16 protein-coding genes and 1 pseudogene are annotated in these 16,518 nt (G+C 46.4%); 12 read left to right on the forward strand and 5 right to left on the reverse strand.

Annotation, left to right across the window (positions count from 1 at the left end):
• Positions 1-228 precede the first annotated feature (228 nt).
• The 7 genes from C6W44_RS03725 to C6W44_RS03755 all read left to right on the forward strand — a co-directional run bounded on the left by C6W44_RS03725 (position 229) and on the right by C6W44_RS03755 (position 6,778).
• Positions 229-687, forward strand: a complete 459-nt coding sequence (locus C6W44_RS03725; protein WP_227526349.1) for an acyl-CoA thioesterase — start codon at positions 229-231, stop codon at positions 685-687.
• 125 nt (positions 688-812) lie between these two features.
• Positions 813-1,655 carry a bifunctional phosphoribosyl-AMP cyclohydrolase/phosphoribosyl-ATP diphosphatase HisIE gene (gene hisIE, locus C6W44_RS03730; RefSeq protein ID WP_105244275.1) on the forward strand — a complete coding sequence of 281 codons (843 nt, stop codon included), beginning with the start codon at positions 813-815 and terminating at the stop codon, positions 1,653-1,655.
• Positions 1,656-2,055: 400 nt separating this feature from the next.
• Positions 2,056-2,322, forward strand: coding sequence for a Sec-independent protein translocase subunit TatA (gene tatA, locus C6W44_RS03735; RefSeq protein ID WP_105244276.1), 267 nt, complete (start codon positions 2,056-2,058; stop codon positions 2,320-2,322).
• Between the two features lie 62 nt (positions 2,323-2,384).
• A complete protein-coding gene (gene tatB, locus C6W44_RS03740; RefSeq protein ID WP_105244277.1) occupies positions 2,385-3,029 on the forward strand; it encodes a Sec-independent protein translocase protein TatB in 645 nt (214 codons plus the stop codon).
• Positions 3,029-3,901 (forward strand): twin-arginine translocase subunit TatC, encoded by an 873-nt coding sequence (tatC, locus tag C6W44_RS03745; RefSeq protein WP_105244278.1) that lies wholly within the window; start codon positions 3,029-3,031, stop codon positions 3,899-3,901. The genes tatB and tatC overlap by 1 nt, the downstream gene beginning before the upstream one ends.
• A 253-nt stretch (positions 3,902-4,154) precedes the next feature.
• Positions 4,155-5,654, forward strand: a complete 1,500-nt coding sequence (locus C6W44_RS03750; RefSeq protein ID WP_105244279.1) for a UvrD-helicase domain-containing protein — start codon at positions 4,155-4,157, stop codon at positions 5,652-5,654.
• 71 nt (positions 5,655-5,725) lie between these two features.
• Positions 5,726-6,778 (forward strand): tRNA dihydrouridine synthase, encoded by a 1,053-nt coding sequence (locus C6W44_RS03755; RefSeq protein WP_105244280.1) that lies wholly within the window; start codon positions 5,726-5,728, stop codon positions 6,776-6,778.
• Positions 6,779-6,858: 80 nt separating this feature from the next.
• On the opposite strand, the gene C6W44_RS03760 is transcribed toward C6W44_RS03755, so the two are convergent.
• Both C6W44_RS03760 and C6W44_RS03765 read right to left on the reverse strand, forming a co-directional pair.
• Positions 6,859-7,284: an MAPEG family protein gene (locus C6W44_RS03760; protein ID WP_105244281.1), complete on the reverse strand. Its 426-nt coding sequence runs from the start codon at positions 7,282-7,284 to the stop codon at positions 6,859-6,861.
• Between the two features lie 14 nt (positions 7,285-7,298).
• Positions 7,299-7,712: an OsmC family protein gene (locus C6W44_RS03765; RefSeq protein ID WP_105244282.1), complete on the reverse strand. Its 414-nt coding sequence runs from the start codon at positions 7,710-7,712 to the stop codon at positions 7,299-7,301.
• A gap of 469 nt (positions 7,713-8,181) precedes the next feature.
• Between C6W44_RS03765 and C6W44_RS03775 the strand changes: the two genes are divergently transcribed.
• Complete coding sequence (locus tag C6W44_RS03775; RefSeq protein WP_105244284.1) at positions 8,182-8,700, forward strand: RNA pyrophosphohydrolase; 519 nt, start codon at positions 8,182-8,184, stop codon at positions 8,698-8,700.
• A 99-nt stretch (positions 8,701-8,799) separates the two neighbouring features.
• On the opposite strand, the gene C6W44_RS03780 is transcribed toward C6W44_RS03775, so the two are convergent.
• Positions 8,800-9,627: an NRDE family protein gene (locus tag C6W44_RS03780; RefSeq protein WP_105244285.1), complete on the reverse strand. Its 828-nt coding sequence runs from the start codon at positions 9,625-9,627 to the stop codon at positions 8,800-8,802.
• A gap of 122 nt (positions 9,628-9,749) precedes the next feature.
• Positions 9,750-11,384, reverse strand: a complete 1,635-nt coding sequence (locus C6W44_RS03785; RefSeq protein WP_105244286.1) for a DUF4139 domain-containing protein — start codon at positions 11,382-11,384, stop codon at positions 9,750-9,752.
• Positions 11,385-11,653: 269 nt separating this feature from the next.
• Between C6W44_RS03785 and lgt the strand changes: the two genes are divergently transcribed.
• The 4 genes and pseudogenes from lgt (at position 11,654) to C6W44_RS03805 (ending at position 15,353) form a co-directional block, all read left to right on the forward strand.
• The gene (lgt, locus tag C6W44_RS03790) at positions 11,654-12,538 is read left to right on the forward strand and encodes a prolipoprotein diacylglyceryl transferase (RefSeq protein WP_105244287.1); all 885 of its coding nucleotides are present in this window, start codon (positions 11,654-11,656) and stop codon (positions 12,536-12,538) included.
• Between the two features lie 81 nt (positions 12,539-12,619).
• Positions 12,620-13,156 (forward strand): annotated as a pseudogene (thyA, locus tag C6W44_RS03795) (thymidylate synthase); the annotation flags it as partial.
• Positions 13,126-14,844, forward strand: coding sequence for a site-specific integrase (locus C6W44_RS03800; protein ID WP_227526350.1), 1,719 nt, complete (start codon positions 13,126-13,128; stop codon positions 14,842-14,844). The pseudogene thyA and the gene C6W44_RS03800, both read left to right, overlap by 31 nt.
• A complete protein-coding gene (locus C6W44_RS03805; RefSeq protein WP_105244288.1) occupies positions 14,841-15,353 on the forward strand; it encodes a hypothetical protein in 513 nt (170 codons plus the stop codon). The genes C6W44_RS03800 and C6W44_RS03805 overlap by 4 nt, the downstream gene beginning before the upstream one ends.
• A 171-nt stretch (positions 15,354-15,524) precedes the next feature.
• On the opposite strand, the gene C6W44_RS03810 is transcribed toward C6W44_RS03805, so the two are convergent.
• Entirely contained in the window at positions 15,525-16,376 is an 852-nt protein-coding gene (locus tag C6W44_RS03810; protein WP_105244289.1) for a thymidylate synthase, read from the reverse strand.
• Between the last annotated feature and the right edge of the window lie 142 nt (positions 16,377-16,518).

The raw sequence follows: 16,518 nt of genomic DNA on the forward strand, positions 1-16,518 counted from the left end.
TTTATAAGGTCGGGTCATAAAATCAGGTCATAAAGTCGGGGATTTTTTTGCAAATAGATTGAATGTGAGGCAAAGCTGTGCTTAAGTAGAGGTTTGGCTTGATTGCTTATCTTGCAAGAATTGTATGCCAGTAACGATAGCCATTGACTCGGTATGGTGCTCATCCCTTTTATGACCATAATCCGTCCTGACGCTGTACACCTATAACATGATTGGCACCCCCCATCATTGCCTGCCATCACTCTAGGAGATAATGCGTCAAATCAAGAGTTAGACTTTGATGACAGCCTATTTGTATTTGAGACAGTGATGCGAGTGCGTCATACTGAAATCGATAGGAGTCAGCATATCTCGTTTGAAGCGTTGACCGCTTTGCTTTGTGAGGCGCGGCATCGGTTTTTGCATGCAAAAGGTATACAAGATATCAATGCGGACCATCGAGGACTGATCATCGATGGCATACAGCTAACCATCAATAGCCGTGTACGGGCGCGCGAAGAGCTGTTGTTTGAGGTGGGGATCGAGCCGCTGTATGATAACGGCGGCCATATGATCATCAAAATATCACGTATGTATGGTGGCGAGGTGGTGGCAAAGGCGCGGATGCATTTTATCAGCTACGATTTTCACCTCAACAAACCCGCCGCCTTGGATAAAGACACAAAAGCGGCGCTATATCCGCATTGATTTAGGCTGTGATGCCCTTGACGCTCTGAGCCCCTACCACTATTAGGCCAAAATATCACACAGAGGGTCGAGTATAGCCCCACTAACTATCTATTTCCTATTTCTCATCACAAGACAGACATATTATGACTTTACCTGCTTGGCTTGCCGCCATAAAATTTAATGCTGATGGTTTGATTCCCGCTATTGCTCAAGATCATGAATCTGGGCGTATCCTCATGATGGCATGGATGAATAGCGAGGCCCTCCAGCTCACCGCCGAGACAAAGACAGCGGTGTATTTCTCGCGCTCTCGTGGTCAGTTGTGGCACAAAGGAGAATCGTCAGGTCACACCCAGACAGTCCATGATATCCGCTTAGACTGCGATGCAGATGTGATTGTGCTGAGCGTGACACAAGCGGGCGGCATCGCCTGTCATACGGGACGTGAGTCTTGTTTTTATCAGCGTTTAGACTTATCAGGTGCGCAGCCCCAATGGCAAACGGTGGATAAAGTATTAAAAGATCCGGCAGAGATTTATGCGTCTACGTCGGCGGCCGAAGCCGTCTCTGACCCCCAACGTCACGATGCCAGCACTAAAGGGACTACTGAGAAAGAGACTACTCAGATCGATACCCACTCGATTTTACAGCAATTAGATCAGGTATTAGCAGAGCGCAAACACGCAGATAGCGATAGCTCTTATGTGGCAAGCCTTTACGCAAAAGGCCTAAACAAGATATTAGAAAAAGTGGGCGAAGAGAGCACCGAGAGCATCATTGCCGCCAAGGACTTGGCTATCTGCAACGTTTCTGGCGACCAAGCACACTATGATGCCGCGCGTCATGAGCTTATCTATGAAGTGGCTGACGTGTGGTTTCATACGTTGGTCGGGCTGGCATGGTTTGATATCGAGTCAGACGCCATCTTAAACGAGCTGGGGCGACGCTTTGGTCTCTCAGGCATCGATGAGAAAGCGTCGAGATAACCTATCATATAGTGAGTTCAGTATAAAAACGATACAGTGGGACTGGAATAAGTTTTTCGCAGCCTCTATCTGCGTAGGCACAGCGCGCAAGGAAAATTTAGACCAGTTGCACGTTGATATATAATGTATCTGTTTTATTTAGGATCGACTATATGTCGAAAACGAAAGTGCCACTACCTATTTACTCTGTGTGATTGTTGCGACTGTCACCTTTTTGTCATAACGGCAAGGTATAATAGTATTTTTACGTCAGCGTTATGTCTGTATTTTTGTCAAATAGATCAATATTCTATAAAATAACAGTAGCGCGGTGGCGGCAATACTGATGTCAACAACTAAAGAGCAGCATTCACACTCAGAAATCTTCAGACATGAGGTCTCAGACATTAAGGATATCATTATGGGCAGTTTTTCTATTACGCATTGGCTGATATTACTGGTGGTGGTGGTGGTGGTATTTGGCACCTCAAAGCTTAGAAATGCCGGCAAAGACTTGGGCGGTGCGGTCAAAGGCTTTAAAGACGCAGTCAAAGACGAAAATGCTGAGCATGCCAAAAAGCAAGTGGTACTCGATCACGACGGCGCAGTTCATCCAGCAGAGCGCCAAGCACCTAATAAAGTCGATGAGCATAGCAGCACGCTCCCTACTGACGATAAGCATCATTGATCATAGCAAATACTATGCTAGGTATAATGCCGCTAGCATCCAGATAGTGACAATCCACCATTATGTTTGATATTGGGTTTTCTGAATTACTGCTCTTTGGCGTGATTGCTTTGATCGTCTTGGGCCCCGAAAAGCTGCCGCAAGCGGCGCGCACGGCTGGGCAGTGGTATGCCAAAATTCGCCGCACTGTCTCCACCCTACAATCGGAGATAGAGGCTGAGCTCGACTTGGCTGAGACTCGGCAACAAATGCAAAAAGAGCTGGCAAAAATCCGTCAGACAGAGGCGGAGATGAGACGTGAAATGGCAGAGATGCGCGGCAGTATGCAAGAGTTTGAGTCGTCACAGAACCGCGCCCTAACAGCCGATCCGCATACAGAGCATCAGGCTGTGATTAACGATGACACAGCGCGTCACAAGGCTGATACTGCGCGCAATACCGTAAATGAGCAGCCTGAGGTGGCAACGGCATTTGCACACGCCTATGAGCATAATCAGCCCTCTGACGGCATCGATCAGCAAACAGCGCCGCCCATCATGACCAAACCTTGGGAAAACATGTGGTTTCGCCTCGGTGATTATGATAAAGCACGGCGCCTACCCGCTGCCCCCTATCTCCCCAATTATCAAGCAGACATCCTATTAAATAGCGCACCTGCCAATCCTATCGCCTCACAAGCGTCTGCCCAGATGCAGGAGGCCAACTGATGGATTTGTTTAAACGCAAAAAAAGCCGACAAGAAAAAATCGGCGATACAGGGCCAGAAAAAACCCGCTCAGCCGATATGGCCTATGATAACGATGATGGGGATATGTTAAGCTCGCTTGGCGATATGCCCATCACCGAGCATCTCATTGATTTACGCCGTCATCTGATCAAAATATGCGTGGCGGTGCTGGTGGTATTTTTGGCCTTGGTTGGGTTTTCACGCGAGCTTTATAACCTGTTATCGGACCCATTGGTCGCGCAGTTGCCTGCCAACTCGACAATGATTGCCACCGATATCACCTCAAACTTTATGGCGCCGATACGCTTGAGTATCTTTGTCGCCGCCTTTGTGGCTATGCCTTATATCTTGTATCAAATTTGGTCATTTGTCGCCCCAGGTCTGTACAAAAAAGAAAAAAAAGTCGCTATTCCAGTGCTGATGTCTTCTATCGTATTGTTTTATGCTGGGGTGGCGTTTTCTTATTTTATTGTGCTCAAAGGGGTTCTGAAATTTTTTATTACCTTTGCGCCGCAAAACGTCTTACCCATGACAGATATCGACAGTTATTTGAGCTTTGCCCTAAAACTGTTTATGGTATTTGGCTTGACCTTTGAGATACCAGTCGTCACCTTGCTGTTGATATTGGCCGGTATCGTCTCCATTGACAGCTTAGAGGATAAACGCCGTTATATCATCGTTGGTTGCTTTGCAATCGCGGCCGTGGTGACACCGCCGGATGGTGTGTCGATGTTAATGCTGGCTTTTCCGATGTGGCTACTGTTTGAGCTGGGGCTGTTTTTGGCGAAGATTTTGATTAAAGAAGAGCGCCGCCCTGCTTTGGCAAATGAGAGTCAACTTGATAAAAAGTAATACCTTAGGCAACAAACAACGCCGTTGATGATAAGCTACGCCCCTGACGACTATCGGTATTTGACAAGCGCCATTGATCTCATCGCCAGCCATTGTTTATGCAGTGGCTTTTTTTGCCTTTATGGTTTTTGACTCTATGGTTTTGCCCTTATGGTTGTTGTCCTGTCTTGTTTGTCCGCAGATTGTTAGATCATTTTTTACTCATCCATCGTGTCAGCAGATGTTGACACCGTTAGTATTTTAGGTAGCTTTTATGTCCGCATCTATGCCCGCTTATATGAGCGACCCCACCGATGAGCAGCTAAATGCGCTAAATATGGCGATGGATCACAAGTCGTTTAAAGTGGTGGCGTATGCTGGCGCGGGTAAAACCACAACGCTCAAGCTCATCGGCGAGCGTCTGCGGGGGCGCGGCTTGTATTTGGCTTTCAACAAAGCGATCGCCAATGATGCTCGGCAAAAATTCCCCAGTCACGTGGACTGCCGTACGTTTCACTCACTTGCTTATCGCCATGTCGCGCGTGATATCACTGCCAAATTGTCCTTACCACGGTTTTCACCCAAACGTTTGGGCGATGATTTGGGGCTACAAGCGGTGCAAGTACGTCGGCAAATGGATGGGGTAAATAAATACATCACTTTGACCCCAGCCCGCCTTGCGCGATTTGTCAGCGATGCGGTCAGTCATTTTTGTAGTACCCATGCCAGCTACCCTGCGCCTAGGCATTTATTGTTTCCCAGCTGGCTCGATGCGGCAGATAGCGAGCAGCTGCGTGAGATGCTCTACCCTGCCGTCGAGCAGCGCTGGCTACAGTCTATCGATGCCCGCCATCCAGCTGGTATCGGTCATGATATTTATCTCAAATTATGGGCACTCTCCAAGCCCAGTATCCCAGCGGATTTTATCTTGTTTGATGAAGCGCAGGATGCCGATCCGTTGATGATGGGGATTTTGACCCAGCAGCCACGACAAGTCATCTATGTGGGCGACGCTCATCAGCAGATTTATGAATGGCGCGGCGCGGTGAATGCAATGAAAAAGCTACCACTACCACAAACCCTATTGACACAGTCGTTTCGCTTTGGAGAGCCGATCGCTGAGGTGGCCAACACTCTACTCAAAGCCTTACAAGAAGAAGTACCGCTAAAGGGCAATCCTGCCAAGCAGTCCTCTACCGATAAAGGCATGGTCCATAGTAAAAAAGACGCCATCCTCTGTCGCACCAATGCTGCTGCGATGGCGCAGCTATTGACGGGACTCAAGCTTGGGCACCGTGTGGCACTGCAAGCCGATACCGATCGTATGCTGAAATTCTGTCAAGCGGCTGAGAACCTAAAAAACGGCAAATCGGCTTATGGCGTACCAGAGCTGGCGTATTTTTATAATTGGGGCGATGTGCAAGAGTACTCTGAAACCAATGAAGGCAGCGATCTTAAAACATTGGTCAAGCTGGTCGATGATCACGGTACCAACGTCTTAAGCCAAGCGGTCAATAGTTTGACCAGCATCGATAACGCCGATTATGTCATCTCTACCGCGCACAAAGCCAAAGGGCTTGAATGGGGGCGCGTACAGCTCGATGACGATTTTTATTACGACGTGACCACCAATGCAGTCAAGATCAGCCCAGAGGAGCTGCGCTTGCTCTACGTTGCCTGCACACGCGCGCAGAGCAATCTCGACATTCATCATATCAAAGACTTGATCATCGGATTACAAACGGGGAAAAAGGTCATCTTTGGCAATACCTAACACCGCTCCGCTCTATTCGATCACGTTATCGCCCTTCATATCGCCTTTCATTTAGATACTAAGCCTTAATCATGACTCAACATTCATCCCTCGAAATACGCCAGCGCACCCTGCAGCAACTATTTGCCCATCCTGTGCGCCTACTCGCTCCCATGGAAGGGCTAACCGATCCGTTAATGCGGCAAATCTTAACACAGATTGCCGCAGACTTAGGCCGTCCCTATGATTGGTCAGTCAGTGAGTTTATACGGGTGACTCAAACGCTGCTGCCCGCGCATGTGTTTTATAAATATGTGCCAGAGCTACATCAAGACACCAAAACGACTGCTGGCACGCCCATACATATCCAGTTGCTCGGCAGTGATGCTAGCCTGATGGCAGAAAACGCCGCGTACGCCTGTGAGCTTGGCGCGCCCGCCATCGATATCAACTTTGGCTGCCCTACCAAGACCGTCAATAGCCACCGCGGCGGCTCGGTACTGCTCGATGAGCCAGAGGTCATGTATGACATTATTAGTACCGTACGCCGCGCAGTGCCTGCCCATATTGCCGTCTCAGCGAAGATTCGCTTGGGCTACACAGATACCAGCCGTATGGACGATATCCGAGGTGCGATTGGGGCGAGTGGCGCAGACTGGTTGACCATTCATGCCCGCACCAAAACCCAAGGCTACAAGCCGCCCGCTTATTGGGACAAAATCCAAAATTTTAATAAGCTTGATATCCCAGTGATTGCCAATGGCGAGATTTGGAATAGTGAGCAAGCACAGCAATGCATGAGACAGGCAGGCACGCCGCACCTGATGCTAGGACGCGGCGCTGTGACCCGTCCTGACTTGATTGCCCGTGTCGATAGTAGCCATGATGACGAGAGGGCGGCGGCCAGCGTTAGAGCAGGTAGCAAGACCTTGACATGGCACGCGCTCATACCGCATCAAATTAAGTTTTTGGAAGGAGCGGCAAAAAACGATGCGGTACTGGTGGGCCGCTATAAACAGTGGCTGGGGATGCTAACCAAAGGCTATGATGAGGCGCAGCCGGTGTGGGAACGCATCAAGCGTGAAAAAGACAAAGCCGTCATCATCGATGCTCTTATCACCAGCGTCTCATCAGCGACGGCATAAACAGCAAAGACAATAACGGCTCGTCTTTTATCATAAAACAGAAGCTCGCCGCGGCGGCTAATTGTTCATAAGCCCTAGCGCTAGACGCTCACACGTATTGCTAAATAAAACAGCATGAGTGGACACGCCATCGACAGCATCCACAGTATCGAACGAAACGTCGCTAAATTGCTGATATAAGCGATGCAAAAGCCAATACGAATCAGTACGTACAACCAAGCCAACACGTTGACAATCAGCTGAGGCACAAAAAACAACATCGCCACCAGCACTGCTGCCAAAAATACCGGTAACGTCTCATAGCTGTTTTTCTGAGCGGCATTGGCGCGCGCAGCGGTGCCCGTTGTCTCTTGCAAAAAACGGCGCGGATGGGCGTTGTCAGCCAGCCGAAAGCCGCCAAGGGCTTTTGCACTCAGCGCCATCAAGAGTGGCAACAAGCTTGCCACCACCATCGCCCAAATCGCGGATGCGGCGGTATCAGGAATCAACCCAAAAAATACATTCATGCGCGCTCTCGCCCCTACCCTGCAACCACTTCAAAATCATGTGTGATATTCACCCCGCCCTGTGCCAGCATACGGCTGGCCGAGCAGTATTTTTCTGCTGATAGGTTCACCGCTTTTTCGACCTGCTTATCCTTGATGTCTTGACCAGTCACGATGAAGTGCATATGAATGTCGGTATAGACAGCAGGGACGGTCTCAGCGCGGTTTGCAGTCAGCTCACAACGTACATCCGTGACCTCTTGACGTGATTTTTGTAAGATAGACACCACATCATAGCTGGCACAGCCGCCCAAGCCGAGTAAGATCAGCTCCATCGGGCTTGCGCCATTTTCTTTGTCGGCGTCGATTTGCACATGATGCCCTGAGGGTGACACACCCAAAAAGGCTTTTTTCTCTTGCCACGTGACACTTGCTTTTGATTCTGACATGTTCGTTTTTCCTTATTTTGATTGGCAGATAACCTGATTATTATTTTCAATAATACACGCGATAAGGTTAGTGTAGCACAAGCCAAAACCAGATTTTATAAAGACCTGATAAAGCAGCAGCCATCTGTATTTATTTGGCGGCAGCTTATCGTCATAACATTGCATACCTTATTAGCAAACAGCCAAAACCAGCAAACAACCCAACCCTAGTTTGGTCATATTTATCAAGATTACCTTAAAGAACTAACTTACAAAAGTCTGTTTATAAGCTATTGATTTTAATAGGTAAAACTCGTGAAACATTTTATAGCAAAATACTGTTACACATTTTGCTTGTTTCTTGGTTTAATAACGGTAATGAATCTTATTTTGGCCAGATATAGGTGACAATCGACTTATAATAATTAGGATTGTCATCATGGTATCGGTTTGAAATAAGCTATTTTTAAACAAATTAAAAGGGTTAGTCATGATAGATGCAGACGGCTTTCGCGCCAATGTCGGCATCATCTTGGCAAATACACAAGGGCAAGTACTGTGGGCAAAACGTATTGGTCACAACGCTTGGCAGTTTCCTCAAGGCGGCATCGACCACGGGGAGACGCCGATGGATGCGATGTATCGCGAGCTCTGGGAAGAGGTCGGCCTACATCCGCGTCATGTAGACTTATTGGCAGTCACTCAAGACTGGCTGCGCTATCGTCTGCCTAAGCGTTATGTACGCCATGGACAGCACCCTTTGTGTATTGGGCAAAAACAAAAATGGTTTTTGCTGCGCTTAGATGAGCCAAATACTCAACACATTCGCTTTGATGAAGGTAAACCAGAATTTGACCACTGGCAATGGGTCAGTTATTGGTATCCTCTAGGACAAGTGATTCATTTTAAACGTGGGGTATATCGCCGCGCCTTGCAAGAGCTGGCGCGCGAGCTTCCCCTAAAACAAGAGCTGATCCTTCCGGAGCAGGACAACCATTTGCTGGCATGACTTTGATAGAGTTTTGACATAGTTTTGGTGTGATTTTGACATCGCTAATTAACTACATATGCTCACTGTGATACTGTTATGGAATCACCGTGAGCATTTTTATGCGCCGATTGCAGCCGCGCTTGCCTCGCGGCTAATGAGCGTGGCGGTGGTTTTACTACTTGCCCCTTTATGCTTGTCTTGGCGCAAGGTTAAGATGCTTTGAGTACGGGTACCATAAGTAGGGAGAGAAGCCTGCCGCTGATCAAATGCCACAGGCTCGATATAGACAGAGGACAGCATCTGCTCAACCTCTCTACTCATGCCGGTATTGGGTAGCTGATCGGCGGGGGCTTGTCGGTTGTCAGATAGCACCGCATAGGCAGCGTCCTGCCAGTAAGCAGGCGAGCTGTCTTCGGCGATAAGTGGCAGCACTTCTTGACGCAGCCTACCACGCAGTTTTTCGGTTTTGAACCAACCGTCGTCTGGCTGACCGTTTGAGACCACATGCAATCCTGCATACAGTGGCGTGGGCGCATGGCCGCGATTATTGACCATCACTGCTTGCAGCGCATCGCCAATGATCAGGTTAAAACCTGCATAGTCTTGCAACTCAATTTGCCGAGCAAAGTCCATCGGGCTTCTATCACTGGTCAAAAAATCTGTAACCAGTGCCCCACGCGAGCGCTCATCTGCCCCTGCCTGCACCCCATCACGAAAGTTTAGCACCGCCGCCCAGCGTCCATTTTGCTCATAAAGACCGTCGTGCATGACTTGGTGAATACCCAGCCAAGTACCGCCACTTTGCTGATCGCGACCTGCATAAATCGGCTTATCAGGCCACTGGTGCAGCGGCTCAGTCGGACGCTGCAAAAACTCATCTCGGTTGGATAAGAGCACCAGCGGCACCTCATCAAACAACTGCCAAGCGATGGCGACGATACACATAATTTTCCTTTTATGGGATTGGTAGTTTATGGGACTGGTCGTCTTTTTAATAGGTAATCTTTTCAGTACAAAATAATGTCGTTCAAAATAGCCTGCATCTTTCTATTCTTTCTATTCTTATATCAATTGGTGCGGAGCTTTTTATCAGCAGGATAGCTAATCTGTGTGGTCGATCGAATCACTTTTGATTGTTTACTTGGCAAATCAAACTCCCAAGCGACCATGCCGGTATTGTCATTCCAGTCGCGTTCAGTGACGGGCGGGGTGTACACTGTGGTTACTTTAATACTGTCATCACGGCTGATAGGCTCACTGCTCAGTACCTGCAAGCGTCTGGTGCGGCTATGCTGATTGGTCAACTGATAAGCTTCGGTACTACTTAAGGTTTGCTTACGATTAAACGCGCCCTTATCGCCTTGCTTATCTTCGTCGGTTATTTGTTTGATGAGGATATTTGGATCAACGCCAAAGCCGATACCCTGCTCTTTGAGCGTTTGATACTGATAGCGCGCTTGACCAATATAGTTATCATCACGGTAGAGCTGAAGCGCTCCATCGGCCCATGCAGGTGTCAAAAATGGTGCCGATGCATACCAATAAGCCGTTTGCTCAACACTTGGCGTACTGCGGATCCAAAGCTTGCTACGCCCAGACTGCTCATCAATGACCGTACGCACGTGCCTACCGTCACTTGGCAAGCTCACGCGCTGCGGCAACCGGTACTCGATGATGCCGTTTTTGTTTTGACGACTCACGCTAAAGCTTGGTAGCGGTGCCATCGTCGGTGCCGACGCCTCCCTGTCATCGCTACTTCTTTCTGAGACAACGATGGAAGAAGGCTCCATCATGGATGATGCAACCCTAGCACGTGATGCTTGCTCTTTTTCATATAAAGACAGGCGCGCCACATTTGGCAGCTGGCCTGTGGTGCGTTGATTGGGGTTGACTGAGCTGAGTACGAGAGGGACGTTTTGCCAATTCTCTCCGGTCTGCTGAGCGATGATGGCTGATGCGGTGATGCTAAGCTGCTCGGTATTGGTATCCAGACGCGCCTGATAAGTCGGCTGCCAACCTGCGCCGCGCACTTGATAATCGAGCTTTACTGCCGCGGGCTTGCGGCTGGCAGTACGGACACTGACCTGTGTCACGCGATTTTGCGTCGATGTGCTACTACCCGCCATCGTTTGATTAAGCGCAGCCTGTGCCCGTGCTTGCCGCTGCTTGATATCCCATATGCGTTTATTGATACTTGCCGCTTGTATTTCTATATCACGGGCGTTATTGGCCACTGTGTCCTCTGTACTGATTTGACTGACCTTGGTGAGGTTTTGTAGATAGGCTTTTGCCAGATTGGCAGCTTCTAGCTCGGCATTGATTTTAGCAAGCGCGGCTTGTTGCGATTGTACGTTGGCATCGCCCTCATACTGACACTGCGCTGCTTGCTCACCGCTTAGCGTCTCGATACTGACTTCACCGAGATTGACGCCTGTGACGGCCTGCACGCTCACGCTGTCTTTGTCGATATAAGGAGACAAGCAAGAAAACACCAGCGTCTGCTCTCCATTACCCTTGACAGGTAGCGTGCGGGTGACACTGGCCAAGCCTTGATAAATGGTGACTTGCTCGATACTGCTACTTGCTGCATATGCAGGCGTCAGGGATAGTGCCAGCAGACTGGGTAGACTGAGCAAGATCAGGCCTTTTTTTGCCCAACGGTACTCAGTGGCTGCTTCTACTTTTGATACATCAGCTTGCATAATCTATCCTTAAAATACGGTTTATCCATTCATACGGCTTATCAGCGCCAGCCCATCTCCGCTTATGCTTCTGAAAATATTGAGGTATTTATCATTAGCAGCTTTTTTATATCTTAGCGGTTTTCTGTCGTGGTTTCTAGCGGCTGGCAGGCGCAAATCACATTTATGCAGTCTCTGTGATGCAATTGTCTAACCGTAATTTGGTATGCCTGCCAAGCTATTTTTGCTATTATGACCCTCATTCTATTATCAATAATTATGATGTCCTTATGATGATTCATCCTCAGTACGATCCCGTAGCGCTGTCCTTGGGCCCTGTAGAAGTACATTGGTATGGCTTGATGTATCTGCTGGCATTTGCCGCCGCGTTTGGTCTGGCATGGTACCGCAGTGGCCAGCGTGAGAGCTGGACCACTGACATGGTGTCAGACCTTGTTTTTTATGGCGCGCTCGGTGTCATTTTGGGTGGCCGTATCGGCTATGTGCTGTTTTATCAATTTGGTGAGCTGCTACAAAACCCCGCCTATTTATTTAAGGTGTGGGAAGGCGGTATGTCGTTCCATGGCGGCATGATTGGGGTTTTACTCGGCATGTTGTATTTTGCCCGTAAGTACAAAAAAACACCTTTTCAAGTGCTGGATTTTATCGTGCCGTGTGTACCGACGGGGTTATTGTTTGGTCGTATCGGCAACTATATCAACGGTGAGCTGTGGGGGCGCGTCTCTGATGGCGGCTATAACTGGCTGACCTACTTCCCGCAGGCCGCGGCTTTTGATATGCAGCAATTGCAAGCCAATCCTCAATTACAGGAGTTGATGATGGAGGTCAACGGCCAGTATTTACTGCCCCGCCACCCATCACAGCTCTATGAGGCCTTTGCTGAAGGTCTGCTGCTATTCTTGTTTTTGTGGTGGTACTCTGCCAAGCCGCGCCCACGTATGGCGGCATCGGCGATATTCTTATTAGGTTACGGTATCAGCCGCTTTATCATCGAGTTTTTCCGTCAGCCAGATGCCGATCAAGGCTTTATTTTACTCGGCTGGATGACCAAAGGCCAGATCTTAAGCGCACCGATGATTGTCGTCGGCTTTGTACTGTTGGTTTATGCCTATAAACGCGGTATCTATGACTGGGGTAAGCAAGCGGCCTATTAAGCGCGCTGGCACTATAAATGTCCAAAAAACAGATTAAGACTTATTTAATGACGCGCTTTGATAGCGTAGAAGAGCAATATTATGAGCAGTTACAGTAGTAAAAACGAGCAAGCTTATTTGGACTTGCTGCGTCACGTCATGAGTGAAGGCACTGAAAAAGGCGATCGTACGGGCACAGGTACGCTAAGCCACTTCGGCGCGCAGATGCGTTTTGACTTATCAGACGGCTTCCCATTACTGACCACCAAAAAAGTCCACTTTAAATCCATCGTGTATGAGCTATTGTGGTTTTTGAGCGGTAGCATTCATGTCGACTATCTACAAGAAAACGGCGTGCGTATCTGGAACGAATGGGCCACAGCGGAACAGACGGCGCGCTTCAATCGTCCTGCGGGCGATTTAGGGCCAGTATACGGTCACCAATGGCGCAACTACGGCGCGACCAAAGACGAGAATGGCCGCTATAACAATGACGGCGTCGATCAAATCGCCCAAGTCGTGGAGCAAATCAAGACCAACCCCAACTCCAGACGCTTGATTGTCTCTGGCTGGAACCCAGGTGAAGCCGAGCAAGTCGCCCTGCCGCCTTGTCATACGCTGTTTCAGTTTTTTTTGAAAATGGATTAACGTTTATTAATGAAATATTTAAACAGGCATCTCATGAGCTAGGCTATGAGTTTGTTCAGGAAAAAATCAGAACACTCTCTGATATAACACCCGAACTGTATTCCAAAGCTGCTGAAAACTATGATCGCGTAAAAGGTGTAGAGCTAGATAAATTTTTCAAATATCTACGCAGTCCAGCGTCGGTTCAGTATGTATTTGAAAAACCTATCGCTTATGTAGAGTTAAATAGCCTGAAATGGAAGAGACTTGCTAATACTAATACTTCGAAAAAAGAACAAGTACTGCCAGATCTGGTATTTGAATCTCTCTCGAAAATGGCTTCCTTTATCATAGTGGACTTTTTAAACGCTATAGGAGCTTCAGCAAAGATATCAGATCCTAACTCCTTAGAAAGATCTAATACAAGCAACCACGTGTCATGGGCAAACGAAGAAGGAGTAACCCACGAAATTTTAAATGCTTATATTGCTATGAGATTAGGAACTAAAGGCTATCCTTCAAGTTTCATTACAAACATAATTGAACCCTATGATTGGATGCTCAAAAAAGACTCTAGTGTCATGGGTGGACGAACTTTACGTAAAGAATTGAAAAAACGTGGTTACAAGTTAGATAATCTTAGAGAATACTTTAACCTCGTAGCGTATGCATGCACATATGTAGTAGGCCAGTATACAGGTATGAGACCATCTGAACTATCAGAAATAAGAGTTCAAGATTGTTCGTGCTTAGTTCAAGATGATGGCGTTTGGCTTATTGAAAGTACCGTTAAGAAACATAAAGATGAAATTAGTACAGGCTTGTTTGACGACAGATGGGTAGCTATACCGATTGTTAAAGATGCAATATTAGCAGCATCGTATATTTCAAAAATTAAAGTTTCACCTTATTTAATTTCTAATGTAGATACTGTTAAACCAGGTAGCTCCCCTCAGTCGATGACTAGTAATGGCATTACATATCAAATGAATAATTTTATAGGCCAACTGTTAGGCAAAAACATTGCTATTGAACTGAAGTTCAATACCTACATGCTAAGACACACATTAACATATCAATTGTTTAAGGCTGAAGTTGGATTGCCTCTTATATCGTTTCAATTGAAACATTTTGTAGAGAGCATCTCTAAGTACACATCTACTGGCGCCACCTTGTCAGTTACGTTAGGCTACGGTGATATAGGTGAGATGCTGTCAAAAGACGGCAACCGAAAAGGTGATACGAAATCACTGCGCCGAGCAGCTGAATTAGATGCTATTAAAACTGCCCATAATCCAAATGGTACATATTATGGTGGTAAAGCGAGTGAGCATAAAAAAGGTCTGATCAAGACGTTTAGTGGATATATGGCTGAAGGATACACAGAGGATGAGATTTATGAGGCTATGGTAGATCAAGGGGTTGCCATGGTCTATATGGGACAAGGGCTTTGCTATGGTGGTAGAGCAGAAGAGTATGACTCAAGCCTACCATGTATTGGTTCACTGCGTTGTAACCCAGCTCGATGCAAACAAGCCGTTGTAACTACTAAGCATGCTCCTAAATGGCGTGAAGTTTACATGTTAAATAAAACCAACCTCAATAAACCAGAATATTCAGACAATCGAGAGCAAATTCTATCAGCAATGAACGAGGCCAAAATGGTATTGGAAAATCTTGGTGAGGCAATCGAACTATGAGTAATGAAGCTTATGATCAAAAAAATAATGACGACTATGAAGCAATAACTTCTGCTCTAAATATTGCCCTAATAGATCTTCAAAATAATAAAAAACTAAAACCCACTATAGCGCAACTTTCGAAGATGACTGGTATTCATCGAAATACTATTACAAACCGTGGTTGGCCTGTCCAAAAGCTAAATCAGATCAAAGATATCAGAAAAGCTGAAGAGAAATCGCGTAAAGAAAAAAAAGCTATAGATAACGCTGATGTTAAGAATGCGCTTGAAGCAAAAATGATTCAAGCACAAAATGAGGTTATCTACTGGTTTAATGAATATCAAGATATAAAAAGAGTCACTCAACACTCAGATAAACGGTTACAAAAAATGAGAGAGTCACGAGATTATTATAAAACACAATCTGATACAGATAAAAGGTCGTTATTAGAAGCTAGACAGGAGATTAAAAAACTGAGACAAATGTTAGCTTTAAAAGATGCAACACCGAACCAGCTGATGCACTAATCTATCGAAAACTACCTATGCTATAAAAAGTATAAACTTAATTTCCTTGTACTTAAAAGCTAGCAAGAGCTTAGCTAACAAATATATACCTTATAGCATAAATCACATATATTAATACTTTATGCCTAACAGAAATTTATCATCTTTCTTAACTTTTAATTTATATTTGTATCAAACTGAGAATGGATACGCGATAGACTCATGATACTGATACCCTTCCACTTCAAAATCGTCCAATGTTACCCATGTCTCAATATCTTCGAGAGACTTAATTTCAGGGTTAATGTGAAGTTTAGGGGCTGGATACGGTTCGCGTTTTAATTGCACATCACGCATTAACTCTAATTGGTCTTCATATATATGTGCATTTACAATCTTGTGATAAGCTTTTCCAGCCTCATGCCCCGTAATTTGAGCCATTAAAGCCAATAAAGTAAAAACCTGGACTTGATTGAAATTTTGACCTAATGGCACATCACAGGAACGTTGGGATGAAGTTAGATATAGCTTTCCTCCTAACAATGAAAACGTATGGGTATGCATACAAGGACGCAAACAACCCATATGAAACTCACCTGGATTATAGAAAGTTAGGATTTCACCTCGATCATCAATACCGTTCCGCAAGTTATCATAAATCTTACGAAGCTGGTCAAACTCCTCTCCTACTGAATTACGCCACCTGCGGCCCTGTACACCATATACTCGGCCCATATCATCCTCACCTTTACGATAAGGATTAGCTAACCAAGCTTCATTTTCATTGGCATTGGCACTCCATGTATTGCATCCAATAGTTCGAAACTGAGCTGCGCTATCATAACCACGTAGATACCCCAATAACTCTGCTATAGCCGTTTTCCAATAGCTTTTTCGAGTAGTCACTAAAGGAAACTCATTAGCGCCTACGTTGTATTCTAAATCAGCATTAATAACGGTTAAGCAACGCTTTCCAGTCCGTTCATTTTCGACCCACACGCCTTCATCAACTATACGTTGACATAAATCTAGATATTGTTTCATTCAATAACCTTAATTGGACTGTATACTTTTCTCGTGAGGTAATTTCTTATTGCCCGTGATCACAACACATTTTACCTCATGATTTCATTGAGCATTATAAAGTTTAAAGGCTTGAATGTACAAACCTGTTCGTAAAGACTCA

Origin of the sequence: Psychrobacter sp. Marseille-P5312 (assembly GCF_900291405.1) — a bacterium.
Classification (GTDB): domain Bacteria; phylum Pseudomonadota; class Gammaproteobacteria; order Pseudomonadales; family Moraxellaceae; genus Psychrobacter; species Psychrobacter celer.

Bases quoted from the DNA above. Each gene is read 5' to 3' on its own strand.
- C6W44_RS03755 (WP_105244280.1), top strand. From the start codon at position 5,726: ATGACTCAACATTCATCCCTCGAAATACGCCAGCGCACCCTGCAGCAA.
- tatC (WP_105244278.1), top strand. From the start codon at position 3,029: ATGGATTTGTTTAAACGCAAAAAAAGCCGACAAGAAAAAATCGGCGAT.
- C6W44_RS03805 (WP_105244288.1), top strand. From the start codon at position 14,841: ATGAGTAATGAAGCTTATGATCAAAAAAATAATGACGACTATGAAGCA.
- C6W44_RS03765 (WP_105244282.1), bottom strand. From the start codon at position 7,712: ATGTCAGAATCAAAAGCAAGTGTCACGTGGCAAGAGAAAAAAGCCTTT.
- hisIE (WP_105244275.1), top strand. From the start codon at position 813: ATGACTTTACCTGCTTGGCTTGCCGCCATAAAATTTAATGCTGATGGT.
- tatA (WP_105244276.1), top strand. From the start codon at position 2,056: ATGGGCAGTTTTTCTATTACGCATTGGCTGATATTACTGGTGGTGGTG.
- tatB (WP_105244277.1), top strand. From the start codon at position 2,385: ATGTTTGATATTGGGTTTTCTGAATTACTGCTCTTTGGCGTGATTGCT.
- C6W44_RS03775 (WP_105244284.1), top strand. From the start codon at position 8,182: ATGATAGATGCAGACGGCTTTCGCGCCAATGTCGGCATCATCTTGGCA.
- C6W44_RS03750 (WP_105244279.1), top strand. From the start codon at position 4,155: ATGTCCGCATCTATGCCCGCTTATATGAGCGACCCCACCGATGAGCAG.
- C6W44_RS03810 (WP_105244289.1), bottom strand. From the start codon at position 16,376: ATGAAACAATATCTAGATTTATGTCAACGTATAGTTGATGAAGGCGTG.
- C6W44_RS03780 (WP_105244285.1), bottom strand. From the start codon at position 9,627: ATGTGTATCGTCGCCATCGCTTGGCAGTTGTTTGATGAGGTGCCGCTG.
- C6W44_RS03785 (WP_105244286.1), bottom strand. From the start codon at position 11,384: ATGCAAGCTGATGTATCAAAAGTAGAAGCAGCCACTGAGTACCGTTGG.
- lgt (WP_105244287.1), top strand. From the start codon at position 11,654: ATGATGATTCATCCTCAGTACGATCCCGTAGCGCTGTCCTTGGGCCCT.
- C6W44_RS03760 (WP_105244281.1), bottom strand. From the start codon at position 7,284: ATGAATGTATTTTTTGGGTTGATTCCTGATACCGCCGCATCCGCGATT.